Annotated in this window: 16 protein-coding genes and 1 pseudogene; 8 read left to right on the top strand and 9 right to left on the bottom strand. The window is 62.7% G+C overall.

Features of this window, described 5'->3' with window-relative positions; genetic code table 11:
- Window positions 1-271 precede the first annotated feature (271 nt).
- Window positions 272-955 carry a helix-turn-helix domain-containing protein gene (locus ACPPVR_RS12240; RefSeq protein WP_426614472.1) on the top strand — a complete coding sequence of 228 codons (684 nt, stop codon included), beginning with the start codon at window positions 272-274 and terminating at the stop codon, window positions 953-955.
- Window positions 956-1149: 194 nt separating this feature from the next.
- Here the strand turns inward: ACPPVR_RS12240 and ACPPVR_RS12235 are convergent, their stop codons facing one another.
- Window positions 1150-1593 carry a potassium channel family protein gene (locus ACPPVR_RS12235; RefSeq protein WP_426616081.1) on the bottom strand — a complete coding sequence of 148 codons (444 nt, stop codon included), beginning with the start codon at window positions 1591-1593 and terminating at the stop codon, window positions 1150-1152.
- A 73-nt stretch (window positions 1594-1666) separates the two neighbouring features.
- Complete coding sequence (locus ACPPVR_RS12230) at window positions 1667-2404, bottom strand: GntR family transcriptional regulator (RefSeq protein ID WP_426614471.1); 738 nt, start codon at window positions 2402-2404, stop codon at window positions 1667-1669.
- 186 nt (window positions 2405-2590) lie between these two features.
- Between ACPPVR_RS12230 and ACPPVR_RS12225 the strand changes: the two genes are divergently transcribed.
- The 7 genes and pseudogenes from ACPPVR_RS12225 to ACPPVR_RS12195 all read left to right on the top strand — a co-directional run bounded on the left by ACPPVR_RS12225 (window position 2591) and on the right by ACPPVR_RS12195 (window position 9021).
- Window positions 2591-3847 (top strand): ABC transporter substrate-binding protein, encoded by a 1257-nt coding sequence (locus ACPPVR_RS12225; protein WP_426614470.1) that lies wholly within the window; start codon window positions 2591-2593, stop codon window positions 3845-3847.
- A 31-nt stretch (window positions 3848-3878) separates the two neighbouring features.
- Entirely contained in the window at window positions 3879-4748 is an 870-nt protein-coding gene (locus tag ACPPVR_RS12220) for a branched-chain amino acid ABC transporter permease (protein WP_426614468.1), read from the top strand.
- Window positions 4748-5758, top strand: a complete 1011-nt coding sequence (locus tag ACPPVR_RS12215; RefSeq protein WP_426614467.1) for a branched-chain amino acid ABC transporter permease — start codon at window positions 4748-4750, stop codon at window positions 5756-5758. The genes ACPPVR_RS12220 and ACPPVR_RS12215 overlap by 1 nt, the downstream gene beginning before the upstream one ends.
- The gene (locus ACPPVR_RS12210; protein WP_426614466.1) at window positions 5755-6501 is read left to right on the top strand and encodes an ABC transporter ATP-binding protein; all 747 of its coding nucleotides are present in this window, start codon (window positions 5755-5757) and stop codon (window positions 6499-6501) included. Before ACPPVR_RS12215 ends, ACPPVR_RS12210 begins: the two co-directional genes overlap by 4 nt.
- Window positions 6494-7198, top strand: a complete 705-nt coding sequence (locus ACPPVR_RS12205) for an ABC transporter ATP-binding protein (RefSeq protein ID WP_426614465.1) — start codon at window positions 6494-6496, stop codon at window positions 7196-7198. Before ACPPVR_RS12210 ends, ACPPVR_RS12205 begins: the two co-directional genes overlap by 8 nt.
- A gap of 102 nt (window positions 7199-7300) precedes the next feature.
- Window positions 7301-7812: pseudogene (locus tag ACPPVR_RS12200) on the top strand (HlyD family secretion protein); the annotation flags it as partial.
- Between the two features lie 459 nt (window positions 7813-8271).
- Window positions 8272-9021: a helix-turn-helix domain-containing protein gene (locus tag ACPPVR_RS12195; RefSeq protein ID WP_426614464.1), complete on the top strand. Its 750-nt coding sequence runs from the start codon at window positions 8272-8274 to the stop codon at window positions 9019-9021.
- Between the two features lie 219 nt (window positions 9022-9240).
- On the opposite strand, the gene ACPPVR_RS12190 is transcribed toward ACPPVR_RS12195, so the two are convergent.
- From ACPPVR_RS12190 to mdcC, 7 genes are read right to left on the bottom strand one after another with little or no spacing between them, the layout of a single operon-like run.
- Window positions 9241-10176 (bottom strand): acyltransferase domain-containing protein, encoded by a 936-nt coding sequence (locus ACPPVR_RS12190; RefSeq protein ID WP_426614463.1) that lies wholly within the window; start codon window positions 10174-10176, stop codon window positions 9241-9243.
- 9 nt (window positions 10177-10185) lie between these two features.
- Window positions 10186-11136 (bottom strand): AEC family transporter, encoded by a 951-nt coding sequence (locus tag ACPPVR_RS12185; protein ID WP_426614462.1) that lies wholly within the window; start codon window positions 11134-11136, stop codon window positions 10186-10188.
- Complete coding sequence (gene mdcB, locus ACPPVR_RS12180) at window positions 11133-12014, bottom strand: triphosphoribosyl-dephospho-CoA synthase MdcB (protein ID WP_426614461.1); 882 nt, start codon at window positions 12012-12014, stop codon at window positions 11133-11135. The genes ACPPVR_RS12185 and mdcB overlap by 4 nt, the downstream gene beginning before the upstream one ends.
- A complete protein-coding gene (mdcG, locus tag ACPPVR_RS12175; protein WP_426614460.1) occupies window positions 12011-12691 on the bottom strand; it encodes a malonate decarboxylase holo-[acyl-carrier-protein] synthase in 681 nt (226 codons plus the stop codon). Before mdcG ends, mdcB begins: the two co-directional genes overlap by 4 nt.
- Window positions 12666-13388 carry a biotin-independent malonate decarboxylase subunit gamma gene (gene mdcE / locus ACPPVR_RS12170; protein ID WP_426614459.1) on the bottom strand — a complete coding sequence of 241 codons (723 nt, stop codon included), beginning with the start codon at window positions 13386-13388 and terminating at the stop codon, window positions 12666-12668. Before mdcE ends, mdcG begins: the two co-directional genes overlap by 26 nt.
- Entirely contained in the window at window positions 13375-14322 is a 948-nt protein-coding gene (locus tag ACPPVR_RS12165) for a biotin-independent malonate decarboxylase subunit beta (protein ID WP_426614458.1), read from the bottom strand. Before ACPPVR_RS12165 ends, mdcE begins: the two co-directional genes overlap by 14 nt.
- The gene (gene mdcC, locus ACPPVR_RS12160; RefSeq protein WP_426614457.1) at window positions 14319-14636 is read right to left on the bottom strand and encodes a malonate decarboxylase acyl carrier protein; all 318 of its coding nucleotides are present in this window, start codon (window positions 14634-14636) and stop codon (window positions 14319-14321) included. The genes ACPPVR_RS12165 and mdcC overlap by 4 nt, the downstream gene beginning before the upstream one ends.
- Window positions 14637-14638: the final 2 nt, after the last annotated feature.

Here is a 14638-nt window from a genome sequence, read left to right as displayed (position 1 = left end):
TGTTGAAGTTACCGAAGCTGTATCGCGCCAAATCATTCGAAAATCGAAATATTTGCTTCGAAAAAACGCATTCCGAGGACAGCAAGGACTTCTCACTCCGCGCAACGAACGCTCACTCTGTCCCTTGGTACAATGAACCTTGGGGCAATGGATTGAAATACCGCGTTAGTCGTAAAAATCAACCTCGGCGGGAGTGGGACAGCGCGGCGCATTTTCCGCTGTGAGAGGTTATGTCGACAGACCAATTCGGCGTTAGTTGAGGAGTTGGCCTATGTTCGTTCGCATCGCAACGGATTCCGCACTGCGTCCCAATTCCCTCCGTGACCTCGGCATGACCAGCGATTCAAATGCGCTGGTCAGTTTAAGCGAATTTTCCTACAAGAAGGGCACTGAGGTCTACGGCGAAAAAGAGCCCGCCGAATATGTCTACCAGGTCAAGTCTGGTGCAGTGCGAAGCTACAAGCTGCTATCGGACGGCCGCAGGCAGATTGGGGCTTTCCACCTCGCCGGCGACATCTTCGGGTTGGAAAACAGCAACGAGCACCGGTTCACGACGGAGGCGATCGTCGACACCACGGTACGCCTCGTCAGACGGCAAAGCCTCGAGATGGTCGCCGAGAGCGACGCAATGGTCGCGAAAAACCTGCTCAGCATGACCACGAACAATCTCCAGCACGCGGAAGATCACATGCTCCTGCTCGGCCGCAAGACCTCACTGGAACGGGTCGCGGCATTCCTGCTCGAGATGGACAAGCGATTGACCGCCGCCGGCGTCATGGCCCTCCCCATGTCGCGGCGCGATATCGCCGACTATCTCGGCCTGACACTGGAGACCGTATCACGGGCACTGTCGCGGCTGCATGAACTCGGCGTCCTCGGCTTCATCGGCAACACCCAGCGCCAGATCGTGCTGCTGGACCGGAACCAGCTCGCGAGCCTCGATTTGCAGTCCTGAACGGCCATCGCCGGCGAGTGGCACAAACTGCACATCACATCGGTCCCGTCCGATGTTACGATCTAGCCATGTCGAACGAGGTCGCATTTCGGGTCGCAGTCATTGTGTGCGGGGCGCTGCCGGTTGCACTCACGGCCATGGTCCTGTTCTTGTGAGGGCTTTGTCTTTGCCGGATACCGCTTGTCTCCGCCAAATTATTTGACCCGTGGCACTTCGGTCACTCCGAGGTAATCGAGTGTCTTGCGCAAGACCTCGAACAGGATCGCGGCCGACCAGCCGAACAGCAAGACGCCGTTCATTGCGGTGAGCGGACCGATCAACCGCCATTCCCGCACCGGCGTGATATCGCCGTAGCCGAGAGTGGTGTAGTTGACGAAGGCAAAATAAACCAGATCGCTGCCGGGAGCGGCGGCCTCGACGATGCCATACGCGCCCGCCCACACCATGACCTCGAGCGTGTGCGCAATTTGCAGCACCGCGGCCGTCGCCACCATCACGCCCATCAGATGTAGTCTTGGCCTCCCTGTCGGCCGCAGGCCGGCAAAGCGGGCAATCGCGATGGCAACGACGGTCACCAGCGCGTGGATCCCGATATTGATCACGCTGACCAGCGTGCCGACGATAAATTGCAGCAGCATAGGGACCGACCATTTCTTTCGTCTTTTCGTGCCCAGTAGATTCAATAGACTCAGCAGCATTCCGCTCCCGCGCCTACGACCCTGCCGCGTCGCCTTTACCGAAACGCTGCTCGTATGCCCTGATGTAGGCTTCCGGCGAGGGTCTTAGATGCCGGCGGGTCAGTGAGATCAATTCGTCGCGGCGTCCACCGCGCAGCGCCTTGATCATCTTCAGATGATCAAGGCGCGCGCGATCGAGCGATACCGGCAATGCATTGGCATAGAAGCGTATTCCGTGGACCTTCCGTGCCAACTGATCGATGGTCTCGATCAGGCAGGAATTGCCGCACAGGCCGAACAAGGTCTGGTGAAAGCTCAGATTGCTGTAGAACACTGTGAGCAGATCACCGGATGCGACGGCTGCGCTGTGCTCGCGGTGAAGTGCTTCGAGCCGACTGATTTCGCCTGATGCAATGGGGAACGAGATGATGCGCACCGCCATCACCTCCAGTTCCTCGCGGACGGCGTAGATCTCGCGCACCTCATGCGGCGTCAATCCGCGCACCATCGCGCCGCGATTGGGGACGCGATCGATCAGTCCCTTTCGTTCCAGTTCGAACAGCGCAAGCCGCACGTCGCCACGATGGGTCTGGAACAGGTCGCAAAGGTCCTGCTCGATCAGACGCTCGCGCGGATGGCGGCGCCCGAGCACGATATCTTCCTCGATACGCCGCGCGATCATCTCGGCCGCGGCCGGCGGCTGCGCCGGTGCGGTGGCGCCGTCGGCGGACTTGACCAAAGCCCTCTCGGCGACCTTGACGCCTACCTTCATTGGCTTGATCGACTTTGTGGCCATACTGTTCCGATCCGTCAACGCGCCCAGCACAGGCGCAGCATCCTCTCATCGATAATAATATTGCAAACGATATTGTAAACAATTCTGAGAGCGATTACGCTCCTCCGCAAGACGGACGGTGGGCCTAAGGCCGGCGACAGATCCGAACAGGGAGGAAAAGGCATGAGCAAACAACGCCACAAATCCGTCCTCGATCGCGAGAGCGCAGCGAAGCCCCTCCTCTCCAGGCAACACAGCCGCCGCAAATTCCTCATCAAGGCGGGCGGCGCATTGGCTGCCGGGGCCTTCGGCGCGGTGCCGCTCCGTGGTTACGCTGCTGAACCCGTCAATATCGGCGCGCTCTATCCGACCACCGGCAGCATGGCGCAGATCGGCGTCGGCTGCGTCGCCGCGGCAAAGCTTGCGGTCGAGATGATCAACGAGGCCGGCGGCATCAAATCGCTCGGCGGCGCGAAGCTCAACCTCATCATCTCCGATGTGCAGAGCGATACCACCGTCACCCGTACCGAGACCGACCGGCTGATCACGGGCAACAAATTATCTGCGATCCATGGCTGCTTCGCCAGCGCGCTCACCTTGATCGCGAGCGAAGTCTGCGAGCGCGCCAAGGTGCCGATCATCACCGGCTCGAGTTCCGACCAGCTCAACAAGGGCCACAAGTTCACCTTCACGCCGTTTGCGCGCGCCTCGCAATTCGCGCGCGCGCAGCTGCAAATGTCCAAGCTCGTCAGCGACCAGCCGAAAGTAGCCGTGATCTTCGAGAACACGGCTTTCGGCACCTCCACCTCGAACGGTTTGAAGGAGCTGGCACCAGGCGAAGGCGTCGAGATCGTGATGTTCGAGCCCTATTCGGCGGGCTTCACGGATGCGGGTCCCCTGATCAACAAGGTGAAGGCTTCAGGGGCGAATGCGCTGTTTTCAGTCTCTTACCTCAACGATTTGATCCTGATCGTGCGCACGGTGAAACAGGTCGGCCTCAACGTCGCGATCAATGGGGGCTCCGGCGGCTTTGTCATTCCGGACTTCTACAAGAATGTCGGCAAGCTTGCCGAAGGCCTGCAGGGGATCGCGCACTGGAATCACGACATGAGCCCTGATTGCCAGAAGGTGAACGAGGCCTACAAGAAGATCACCGGCGATTTCCTGTTTGAATATGCCGGCGGGCTGGTGGCGCAAACCTTCATGCTGGCGGATGCGCTGGAGCGCGCCGCTTCCGCCGATCCGCAGAAGGTGCGTGAGGCCCTGTCGACGCTCGACGTATCCTCCGGTTATGCTGCGATGGCGCCCGGCGGCAAGGTCAAGTTCGGGCCCGACGGCAAGAATGTCTACAGCCGCCCCGTGGGCGTGCAGTGGCAGAACGGCGACCTCGCCAGCGTCTTCCCCAAGGAAGACGCCCGCGCACCGCTCATCAAGAGCTGAAGACGCAAGAGCTGAAGACGAGAGGGTTCCGATGCTGGAGACAGTGGCCCAGGCCGTTATCAACGGCCTGCTGATCGGCGGCATCTACGCACTCGTCAGCATCGGCGTGACGCTGATCTTCGGCGTGGTCAAGATCGTCAATTTCGCCCAGGGCGAATTCGTGATGATCGGGATGTATATCAGCTATTTCCTTGCCACATATTTCGGCGTGGATCCGATCGTCTCGCTGCTGGTGTCGATGCCGGCTCTGTTCGTGATCGGCGTGCTGGTCCAGCATTTCCTGATCCGCAGGGTGCTGGGGCCGAACGACATGCCGCAGATCTTCCTGACCTTTGCGCTGTCACTGCTGCTGCTCAATCTTGCGCTGCTGCTGTTCAGCGCGAACTACCGCACGGTTCACACCTCCTATTCGGATGAAGCCTTTCACTTCGGCGGACTGTACATTCCGGAAGCGAAGCTGATCGCCTTCGTGGTCGCGATGGCCTTGAGCGGCGCATTATGGGCCTTCCTGCACACGACCGATCTCGGCAAGGCGATGCGCGCGGCGGCGCAGAACCGCGATGTCGCGACGCTCATGGGCATCAACCCCAACCGCGTGTTCTGTGTCGCCTTCGGCGCGGCCCTGGCGCTTGCGGGCGCCGCGGGCTCGCTCCTGATGCCGTTTTATTCGGCCTATCCGTTCGTAGGCCAGGTGTTCGTGCTGATGGCCTTTGTTGCGGTCGTGCTGGGCACGCTCGGCAACGTGCTAGGCGCACTGGTCGCAAGCCTGATGATGGGAATTGCAGAATCGCTTGGCGTCCAGTTCGTCGGCGCCGATTCCGGATTGATCGTGGTGTTTGCCATGCTGCTGCTGACGCTAGCGTTCAAGCCGCAAGGCCTTGGCGGTGGGAGAATGCGCTAGTGGGCAAGGACGCTGACAACACCGGAAAGTGGCAAGTGGTTGCGCTGGCCACGCTCGGCACGGTCCTGCTGTTGCTCCCGCAACTCGTCAGCAACGGGTTCGCACTCGCCATCTTCATCCGCATCCTCCTGTTTTCGTTCCTCGGAGTCGCCTGGAACCTGATGGGCGGCTATGCCAAGCAGCTGTCGCTCGGCCATGCTGCCTATTTCGGGCTCGGCGCCTATACCTCGACCATCATGCAGATCGATTTCGACATCTCGCCCTGGGTCGGCATGATCGCCGGCGGCTTCGTCGCGATGCTGGCGAGCCTGCCGGTCGGCTGGCTCTGCTTTCGCCTGCGCGGCCCCTATTTCACCATCGCCACCATCGCGACCGCACAGGCGTTGATGCTGATCTTCCTGAAATTCCGCGATTTCGCCTGGGGCGCCGAAGGCACCACCATTCCAAATCTCGGTAGCTCGCCCTTGATGATGCAGTTCGAGACCAAGGCGTCCTACTACTATGTGGTGCTCGGCCTGCTGGTGCTGGGGCTAGTGATCACCTGGCGCATCGAACGCTCATGGATGGGCTACTACCTCGTCGCCATCGGCGAGGATGAGGACGCAGCGGAGGCGATCGGCGTGAACGCGCCGCGCATCAAGCGCCACATCTACATGATCAGCGCGTTCCTCACCGCGCTCGCCGGCACGTTCTACGTCCAGTACATCTACTTCATCGATCCCGCGACCGCCTTCAGTTTCAACATCTCGATCGAGGCTGCGCTGGTCTCGATCGTCGGGGGCATCGGCACGCTGTGGGGCCCGGTGGTCGGCACGGTGCTGCTGGAGACCACCTCGGCCCTGCTGCAGAGCTGGCTCGGCTCCTCGACCGGCGGCATCCAACTCACCGTCTACAGCCTGATCCTGATGGCGATCATCCTGTGGCGGCCGACCGGCTTGATGGGCCTGTTCAACGACGTCTGGCGACGGCATCTCGACCGGCGGCCGGCGCGGGTGAGGACATCGCCATGACGGATGCGCTGGTGGTGAAGGGCCTGAGCAAGCGCTTCGGCGGCTTGCGCGCCGTGCAGGACGTCAGCTTCACCGTAAAGCAGAACGAAACGGTGGCGCTGATCGGGCCGAACGGCGCCGGCAAGACCACGAGCTTTCATCTCATCACTGGCTTTCATCGCGCCGATTCCGGCTCCGTGCTGGCCTTCGGGCGAGAAGTTGTGGGCTTGAAGCCGCACGATGTCTGCGCGCTGGGCCTCGCACGCACCTTCCAGGTCGCAAAGCCCTTCGGCGCGATGACGGTGCTTGCCAATGTCATGACCGGCGCCTTCCTGCGCGATCGCCACATCGTGGCCGCGCGCGAGAAGGCGCGCGAAGCCATCGACTTCGTCGGGCTCTCCGCGCGCGAACAGACGCCGGCCAAGGACCTCACCACCATCGACCAGCGCCGGCTCGAAATGGCGCGCGCGCTGGCGACACAGCCGCGCATACTCCTGTTGGACGAGGTGATGGCGGGACTCAACCCGGCGGAGATCGATCAGGCGGTTGCGCTGGTCGGCAAACTGTCGCAGCGCGGGTTGACGATCGTCATCGTTGAGCACGTGATGCGCGCGATCATGGCGGTTGCCCGTCATATCGTTGTGCTCGACCACGGCCAGAAGATCGCGGAGGGCGCGCCGAAGGAGATTGTCGAAAATCCCGAGGTCATCCGTGCCTACCTTGGCTCCGGCTATGCGGGCACAGGTGGAGGGGCTCATGCTTGAGCTCAAGGGCGTAAGCGCAGCCTACGGTGCGGTGCCGGCGATTTCCCACGTCTCGATCAACGTCAACGCCGGTGAAGCCGTTGGCCTGTTGGGCGCGAACGGTGCCGGCAAGAGTACGACCTTGCGGGCCATCTCCGGGCTCGTCCGCCTGACGTCGGGGACAATCAGCTTCGACGGCATAGACCTGGCCTCGCTGCCACCCCACAGGATTCCGGAATTGGGCATCGCCCATGTCCCGGAAGGGCGCCAGGTTTTCCCCGAGATGACCGTGCAGGAAAATCTGGAAATCGGCGCCTTCGTGCCAAGGGCCAAGGCCGAGCGCACCAAGACGATGGAGCTCGTCTATGAGATCTTTCCGCGGCTTGCCGAGCGCAAAAGGCAGCTCGCGGGTACGATGAGCGGCGGTGAGCAGCAGATGCTCGCGGTCGGCCGCGGCCTCATGCTGAAGCCACGGCTCTTGATGCTGGACGAGCCGTCACTTGGCCTGGCGCCAGTGATGACCGACGTTACCTTCGAGAAGATTGCAGAAATTCACAAAATGGGTACTGCAATCCTGCTGGTCGAGCAGAATGTTAGCCGCGCGTTGTCTCTGGTTGACCGCGCTTACGTGCTGGAGAGCGGGCGCGTGACCATGCAGGGAAAAAGCGACGAGCTTGCGAATAGCAAACAAGTCCAAGCCGCGTATCTCGGAATTTGAGGGCGCATCCGGATTCTCGCCGGCCGGCGAGGCTTTCTCGTCATGCGTAGAAAGCAGTCTAGGTTTGGCACCCGCGCAACAATTCGAGCTCGGTTCTCGACCCGGACCAGCGTGGCCAGTCCCGTCGATGACTACGTCACCAATCTCCTGCTGCGCGCTGGCGACTATGCCGTCACCGGCGTCAGCAACATCTCGGTCATCGATTCCAACGGTTTCTGGATCGACGGCTATTTCGAGGAGACCAAGATGGCCCGTGTCTGCGTCGGCGATCGCGTCGGCGGCTTGCGCAGCGCGTGCCGGTACGCGTCGTCATCGACACGGTTCCGCCGGATGTGCCGCTGGTCTCCGGCATGACTGCGACGGTGACGATCCGACAGCCCTTCGCCGGCGATCACCAAGCCCTGTTCGACCGGCTCCGCGCGAGCTTCGTCGATCCCGTCACTGATCTGTTCGGCGCGGGACGTCCGCCGCGTCCGAACTGCCTGCAGGCAACATCCCAGCAGCGCCCCGAGGTGGAAGCGGTTCCGTACTCGCGTGAACCCGCGGTTCCCCCGGTAGAGACGATTGCGCCCGGCCTTACACCCGGCATCGACGCCTCGCCACGCCTGCCCTGAATCAGACGTGCGCCTCCCGAGCGGTCCGCGCCGCTCCAACACCGGACCTCACAACACATCTACTTGATCCCTTGGTTCAATTGAACTTTTTGCGGCACGCGGTCCCTCGCATTTGCAAAATCTAATACCGCTTAAGCATCCTTAACGAGCCTTGCGGTCCTATCGTTCGAGCATGGACCATCTGCATTCCGCCGCCGTCACGACGGCGGCGGAATCCAAGAGACGGGACGAACAATGCTCACCGATATGCAAGCGGCCGGCGCCCGGTTGACGTATCAACCCAGCCGCCGCGAATCTGATTCCCGCGCATTTCCGCACGAACGACGGTGGCGCCAGCCCGACCCACATGCCGCGACCGCGCCTGACGACATCACGATCTCGCGCTGGACTTGTTCGCAAACAGGCATAAGGCACGAAGAAGCGACGACGCCTTCCGACCGGTACTTCTTCGCCATCGCCTTGAAGACGACCCGCGTCAAGCTGACCAGAGGTCGTCACACCATCTTCGACGGCGTCATGCCGGCAGGCACGCTGTATATCGGCGCCCCGTCGCAGCAGCTCAGTGCGCAGTTCTACGCGCCGTGCGACTTCCTGCACTTCCACGTCTCTGCCGGCAGCTATTTTCCGAATCTTCGGGCTGGAGCAGAAGCTGCCTCGGCCGCAGGCTTCAACGACCTCGTCCTGCTTCGCGACCCCTTTGCCGAGCAGCTTGCGAAAGCGTTGACCGAACGTGCCCATTCGGCCGACCGGGAATTCGCGCGCTGCATCGGCCAGACGCTGGCCATGCACCTGGCCCGGCGCGAGCTGCCGCAGGCGAAGGTCAATGCCTTGCCGAAATGGCGGCTGCGGCGGGTCGAGGAATATGTCGGGACGCACTTCGAGCACTGCATCAGCCTGTCCGAGCTCGCCAAGGTGGCAGGACTGTCCCGGATGCATTTCGCGGCCCAGTTTCGCGCTGCGACGGGTTACCGGCCGCGGGAGTACCTGCTGCATCAGCGTATCGAGCGTGCGAAATCGCTGCTGTCGAATTCCGAGACGGGCCTGGCGCAGGTTGCGCTGACTGTCGGCTTCTGCACGCAGGCGCATTTCTCCACCGTCTTCAAACGGATGACGGGTGACACGCCCGCGCGCTGGCGCTGCGCCAGCCGGAACGCATCGGCCTCGACATCGAGAGCTGTGTCTCACGTGCTGCCCGCGAATTTCTCGTGAATCATGCGAAATGAGAAACGACCGGGATTCGTGAAATACTTTGGCTACGGGATCGGCGATGCTGTGCGTGTTAGGTGACTGAGACCCCCAAAGTCACCGCTCGGGCCTCTCTCCTCCCTGGGCGTCCGAGCATTCAGGGGCCGTCCTGTCCCACGGACGGCCCCTTTTTTCGACAGCGCAGCGCGGTCGACGGCGTCCTCTCTTCGGAACTTGCCGGCGCTAGGCGCAGAGGCTACGCGCAATCCAGGCGCGGACGCCTTGAAGGCTCCTGAAATCATCCAGCGAGCGCGCCGGAAGTCCGGTCTCGATTTCCGCAACCATCTTGCTCAGCACAAGTCCCGGCCCGAGCTCGAGAAACGTCGTGGCGCCCGCCTCAAGGCAGCTCTCCAGGCAATTTGCCCACTGAACGGTTTGCGATATCTGCGCGGCGAGCTTGTCGAGGCCGATCTCGGCGGAGACCACCGTAGCGCCATCAATGCCGCTCAGGATGCGCGCGCCGGCAGCCGGCGGGAACGCAACCCGCGCTGACCGCAAGACGTCGCGAAACACGGCCGACGCCTCGGCGAGCCGTTCCGTGTGGGAGGCAACCTCGACCGGTAGATCGACGACCATTGCAGCGTGCATCGCCCTCGCGTCTGCAACGACCGCGTTCAATGCTTCCCGGCTACCGCCGATCACGAAGGCTTCGCCCGGATTGACGATGGCGATCGCAGCGCCGTAGCGCCTGCAGAGACGTTCGACGTCGCCACGTGAAAGTCCGCGAACGAAGACCAGCCCGTCACCGGCGCGCGTGGAGGCATCCATAGCCTCCGCACGGCGCGCGGCGAGGTCAAGCGTGACGGTCGCTTCGAACAACCCAGCTCCCCAGGCAGCGATCTCACCGACACTATAGCCCGCGATGACGGCGCCATGCGGAATAGCATCTTTGAGCGCGGCCGTGGCAGCCAGCCCCTGCAAGGTGCATAGAATCTGGCTGGCACGGTTGCGATGCAATGCTTCGTCGGGCTCGCTGCGCACGAAATCGCGCGGATCCCTGCCGCCCAGCAATGTCGCCGCATGCGCAAACAGATGCGCAGCTTCCGGCGCATCGCCGGTAAGCGCGAACATCTCCCGATGCTGCCGCCCTTGCCCTGAGTACAGGATCGCGAGCGTCATTGTCGCTGCCTAGTTCGGAAAGAGCATTGCGATCGCAACCGCCAGGGTCACGACGCTGAATGCCGTGCTGGCAATGACCATGGATCCTGCCCTTGCGGAATCCAGACGGTAGTTGACCGCGAACAGAATTCCGAAAAAGCCCGAGGGTACGGCAGCGAGCAGAATGGCCGTCTTCGCGGCATCCTGCGCGATCGGAATGAGGTGAATGACCGCAACAGCCAGCAGCGGGCGGACGATGTCCGAGGCTACCGTTGCAGCCGCGATCTTCCAATCCAGCCGAAACGATTGCGCCGACAGAATGGCTCCGGTGAGGAACAGGGCGACGCCGGCAGCCGAACTTCCGATCAGCGCGAGGCTGGCATGGGCCAGTGCGTCGAGGCCCACATCCGACAGCGAGAACAGGATGCCAAGCGCCGGCGCGAGCACCACCGGCTTGGTGATTGCACGCCCGACCGCCATCAGGACCTGCCGCGCGGCCATTTCCCCGCCACGAGCATTGGCGGCGCCCATTTCCGCAATGATTAGTGTCAATGGACTTATGAGGATCGAGCCCGCCGCCAATGCAACCGCAACCGGGACGGCGCCAGCCGGACCCACGACGGACATCATGATCGGAAGACCCACGCCGGCGAGATTCGGAAAGCCAATCGTCAACGCCTGTAGCGACGCCTCGGACCGGGAGACCTTGGAGAACCTACGTGCAGCACAGTACCAGGCGAAATAGAGCAGCAGCATCGTCACGCCGAGCACCAGGAAGAGCGGAAACTGCTCGATCATATCACGGCGCGACGCCGAGGCGGTCGCGGCGAACAGCGAGGCCGGCAGCGCAAAATCCATCACGAGAGCGTTGAGAGCGTCGACATGGAGATTGTCGACGACATGAAACTTGCCGGCGGTGTATCCCAACAGCAGAACGAAGAAGACTGGCACCAGCGCCATCAGGATTGCATTGGACATCATCGGCTCGGCCTTTCATGGGCGTCGACGAAGAGCGTCATTGCAAGCAGATCGGCCGATCCGCCCGGGCTAAGACGACGGGCGACGAATCTTTCGTGGATCGATTGCGCCCGCGCACGCCAGCCGGACGCGCAGACGCCGCCGGCGTCGATGAAGCGACGCGCCGCGTCATGTGCAAAGCGAAGGCCGTTGAGGCCGCCGCGATGCAAGAGGTTGGTGTCTTCAACGGATGCGATCAGGGCAAAGCACGCCTCGACCCGGGCGGCTTCCGTATCCTCCGGTACGACAGGCGCCGCTCTCCGCAAGGCCGGCAAGCCAATCCGGTAGACACTGGGAAATCCTTTCGCGGCCTCGATACGCGCACCGCCCGCGCGAAAGCGGCGGCGCGCCACACTGCCATGGCTGTGCAGCAACACCGGACCATCGAGGATGCTGTCGCCCCACAGGCGCGCCACGACATCGCCGAGCGGAAGCCCGGGATCGACCAACCCGCCGGCTTTCGCGCCGGCCGCCGCGCACAGCAGGCCGAGCCCGAAGATCGCGCCGCGATGCGTGTTGACCCCCGACGTCGCCGCGAGCATGGCGCGCTCCGCCTCCAGGCCGATGATCCGCAACCGCCCCATGCCGCAGCCAAGCGCGCCCGCATCTGCTAAGCGTTGCAGATAGGGCCTGATGGCCGCAGCACTGCGGCGAAACGTGCCCGCATCCATGTCGTCGTGACTGCCACTATCGACGTGACTCACGAGCCCCGGCTTTGGCCACGTTTCGAGCTCCTTGACGAGGCAGCCGGCGGCGACGGCACCGATTGTGGAGACTTCGGGCGCCGGCTGCGCTCGGCGCAGCACCGGCCGTTCCACGCCTCTTGCGGCCGTGGTGATCATGATCCCGCCGCTCCCGAAATGAATTGATGCCTGCCAAGCAGGACCACGCGATCGATGCTCTTGACCAGAAGCTCGCTTGCGCCGCCGTGCAATTCGCGCCAGTTGACCGCAGCCCCATCGGCACCCATCAACTCGCCATCAAGCCGCATCGGCCCACCAGTCTCGATCGCGGCGACATCGGCGACGAAATGATCGATGTCGGTTTCTCGGCGAAACTCGAACAAGACATCAAGATCGGAACGGCCGGTCACATAGTCGAGTCCGGTCAACGACTGCCAGGCCAGGCTGCCGAAGACCCGCGCGTCCACCGAATGCCGGAGAGCCAACGCGTCGAGCCGGTCGAGCGCGGACCACCAATTGCGCGGCGCGTAAGCTTGCGCCTGTTGCAGCGACGGCGGCCTCGCGACCGAGGCGACCTGGTCGATATCAACCAGAAAAGAGATCCGCTTCTTGCCGGCCGAAGGCGGCAAGGGCAGGCCCAAGGCGAGGCCGGTTGCCTCAGATGGCAAAGCGCGCCGTCTGATCGTCGGCCATCTCATTTTAGGCCAGCGCGCGAGAAGGGGATCGGTTGCGAGATCGCCGTGCGCATCCAGCATCGTGCGCCAACCTTGCTGGCTGACGAAGACGAGGTCGTGACGACAGGGTGGCCGTTCACCGGATTTGCAGGGCGAGGTCACGAACGCGCTCCGCAATATCGGCGGCCTTCAGCCGGCCACCACGCTCCTTGCCAAGCGCACCCCGCCGATCCTGCACAGAAGGCATCTCGGCGAGCAGCGCCTCCAACTGCTCGGCGAGCGAGGAGGCATCACGCCATGTCATGTGAACGGCGCCCATCTGCTCGAGATTGGACAGACCCGGGGCGAAGACCGGCGTCGACTTCGCCTTCTCCTCCAGAGCTGCCATCGACAATTTGGTGACTTTCGCCATCGACGGCAGGTCCATCACCGCGGGTTCGGCGCCGGGCAATCCGACCAGCACACGGGTTGCGAGTCCCGTTGCAAGCAGGGCCCCCGCCGCCGAGTGGCCGTAGAGAAGACCGATTGTCGGGCGGCCGTGCATGTCCGCGTGGATCAGCACCTTCGCCAGATGCGCGAGGAACTCGTTCAGCCCGAGCAATTCGTCACGTTTGCTCATGCGCTGGCTGTCGCTATCGACGAGGACCAGGATCGGTCCGCTTCCCTTGTCGATCGAATCCAGGACATGCCCGGAAAGCCTGATGGCTTCGTCGACGCCTAGCGCGGTCCGATCTGCAACACCGATGACGAGGATTTTACCGACGGAGCGCAGCGTCGCCGAACCGGCAATGATGCCATTGTCATTCCTGACCTCATGGCCGTCAGGAAACAGCGATACGAGAATGTCATCGAGCGTCACGGCTGGTCCTCCCGATCCTGTTGGCGAGTGCAATGAATTGGTCGGCCGGCAATTCCGGCACCGTTCCCGCATGCGCGACACCTTCCGCTGTCCAGATATCAATCGCATCTTCGCAGGCACCGAAACGGAGCAACCTGTCGGCCAGCCGCTCATGCTCCGCCCTCAACCTGTCGAGGCCGAAAGTCCCGACCAGGCCTAGCAACTCGAGCAACTCGAGCGCAGCTTCGCGGAAATCCTGAACGGTGTCGTCGGCGAAGACATCGGCGGCACCGAGCAGCCTCCGGTGCTTGCCGCCCATGGTGCGCCAGACCAGAGCGCGGTCGCGAGAATCGAACTCCTCGACGCCGCGATTGGTCTCGATGACTTCGGGGCCGGATACGGCGATGCGCCCGGGTTCCGAGACGGCGAGCGCGGAGCAACAGCCCGCGATCAGGCCGCCGCCGCCATAGCAGCCGGATCTACCACCGATCAAACCAATAACTTTTACGCCAGCGGCGCGTGCCTCCATCATTGCACGCATGATCTCGGCGATGGCGAGTTCGCCTGCATTAGCCTCCTGCAACCGCACACCCCCCGTGTCGAACAGGATCAGGACGGGGATCGAGCCCATCTGGCGCGCAGCGTGAAGCAGCCCGCTCAGCTTGGCACCGTGCACCTCGCCAAAGGCACCGCCCATGAAGCGTCCTTCCTGCGCGGCGACGAAAACCGGTGCACCATCGAGGCGACCATGACCGACGACGATGCCGTCATCGTATTGCTCGGGAAGATCGAATGTCTTGAGATGCGGACTGACCTCACGCTGTTCCGGCCCGATGAACTCGACAAGACTGCCGCCATCGAGCAACAGCGCCAGCCGCGTGCGCGCCGAGGCCTCGTTGAAACTGGTGCTACGGGCCCGTTCGGCCTGGACGAAATCCTTAAGCGGGGCGATCATCGGCCCTTCTCCGCGATCAGTCGCACCGCCTGCGCCAGCCGGAGCGAGACCGTGTCGGGACGCGCGCCTCCATCATTGATCGAGAACTTCAGTCCGCCAGGCGAATAACGCTCGACAAAATCGCCGATCACGGCGCTCCATATCTCACCGAAGCCCATCGCCGCAGTCCTGATGTCGACAACGCATTCTGCGTCCGGCAAAATGCGCTCCACCAGCACTTCCAGATTGCCCGAGGCAACCACGCCGACAATTGCGTTCTGCTTGGTGCCGCCCGCGCGCGCGCTAACCGAGTGTTGAAAGCTGAGATCTTCCATGG

It is taken from the genome of Bradyrhizobium sp. McL0616, assembly GCF_049993385.1.
GTDB lineage: Bacteria > Pseudomonadota > Alphaproteobacteria > Rhizobiales > Xanthobacteraceae > Bradyrhizobium.
The sequence above is the reverse complement of the archived record's forward strand: the minus strand, read 5'-3'. Positions and strand labels throughout refer to the sequence as shown.

Bases quoted from the DNA above. Each gene is read 5' to 3' on its own strand.
- ACPPVR_RS12240 (WP_426614472.1), top strand. From the start codon at position 272: ATGTTCGTTCGCATCGCAACGGATTCCGCACTGCGTCCCAATTCCCTC.
- ACPPVR_RS12190 (WP_426614463.1), bottom strand. From the start codon at position 10,176: ATGACGCTCGCGATCCTGTACTCAGGGCAAGGGCGGCAGCATCGGGAG.
- ACPPVR_RS12205 (WP_426614465.1), top strand. From the start codon at position 6,494: ATGCTTGAGCTCAAGGGCGTAAGCGCAGCCTACGGTGCGGTGCCGGCG.
- ACPPVR_RS12220 (WP_426614468.1), top strand. From the start codon at position 3,879: ATGCTGGAGACAGTGGCCCAGGCCGTTATCAACGGCCTGCTGATCGGC.
- ACPPVR_RS12235 (WP_426616081.1), bottom strand. From the start codon at position 1,593: ATGCTGCTGCAATTTATCGTCGGCACGCTGGTCAGCGTGATCAATATC.
- ACPPVR_RS12165 (WP_426614458.1), bottom strand. From the start codon at position 14,322: ATGATCGCCCCGCTTAAGGATTTCGTCCAGGCCGAACGGGCCCGTAGC.
- mdcC (WP_426614457.1), bottom strand. From the start codon at position 14,636: ATGGAAGATCTCAGCTTTCAACACTCGGTTAGCGCGCGCGCGGGCGGC.
- ACPPVR_RS12210 (WP_426614466.1), top strand. From the start codon at position 5,755: ATGACGGATGCGCTGGTGGTGAAGGGCCTGAGCAAGCGCTTCGGCGGC.
- ACPPVR_RS12230 (WP_426614471.1), bottom strand. From the start codon at position 2,404: ATGAAGGTAGGCGTCAAGGTCGCCGAGAGGGCTTTGGTCAAGTCCGCC.
- ACPPVR_RS12185 (WP_426614462.1), bottom strand. From the start codon at position 11,136: ATGATGTCCAATGCAATCCTGATGGCGCTGGTGCCAGTCTTCTTCGTT.
- ACPPVR_RS12225 (WP_426614470.1), top strand. From the start codon at position 2,591: ATGAGCAAACAACGCCACAAATCCGTCCTCGATCGCGAGAGCGCAGCG.
- mdcB (WP_426614461.1), bottom strand. From the start codon at position 12,014: ATGATCACCACGGCCGCAAGAGGCGTGGAACGGCCGGTGCTGCGCCGA.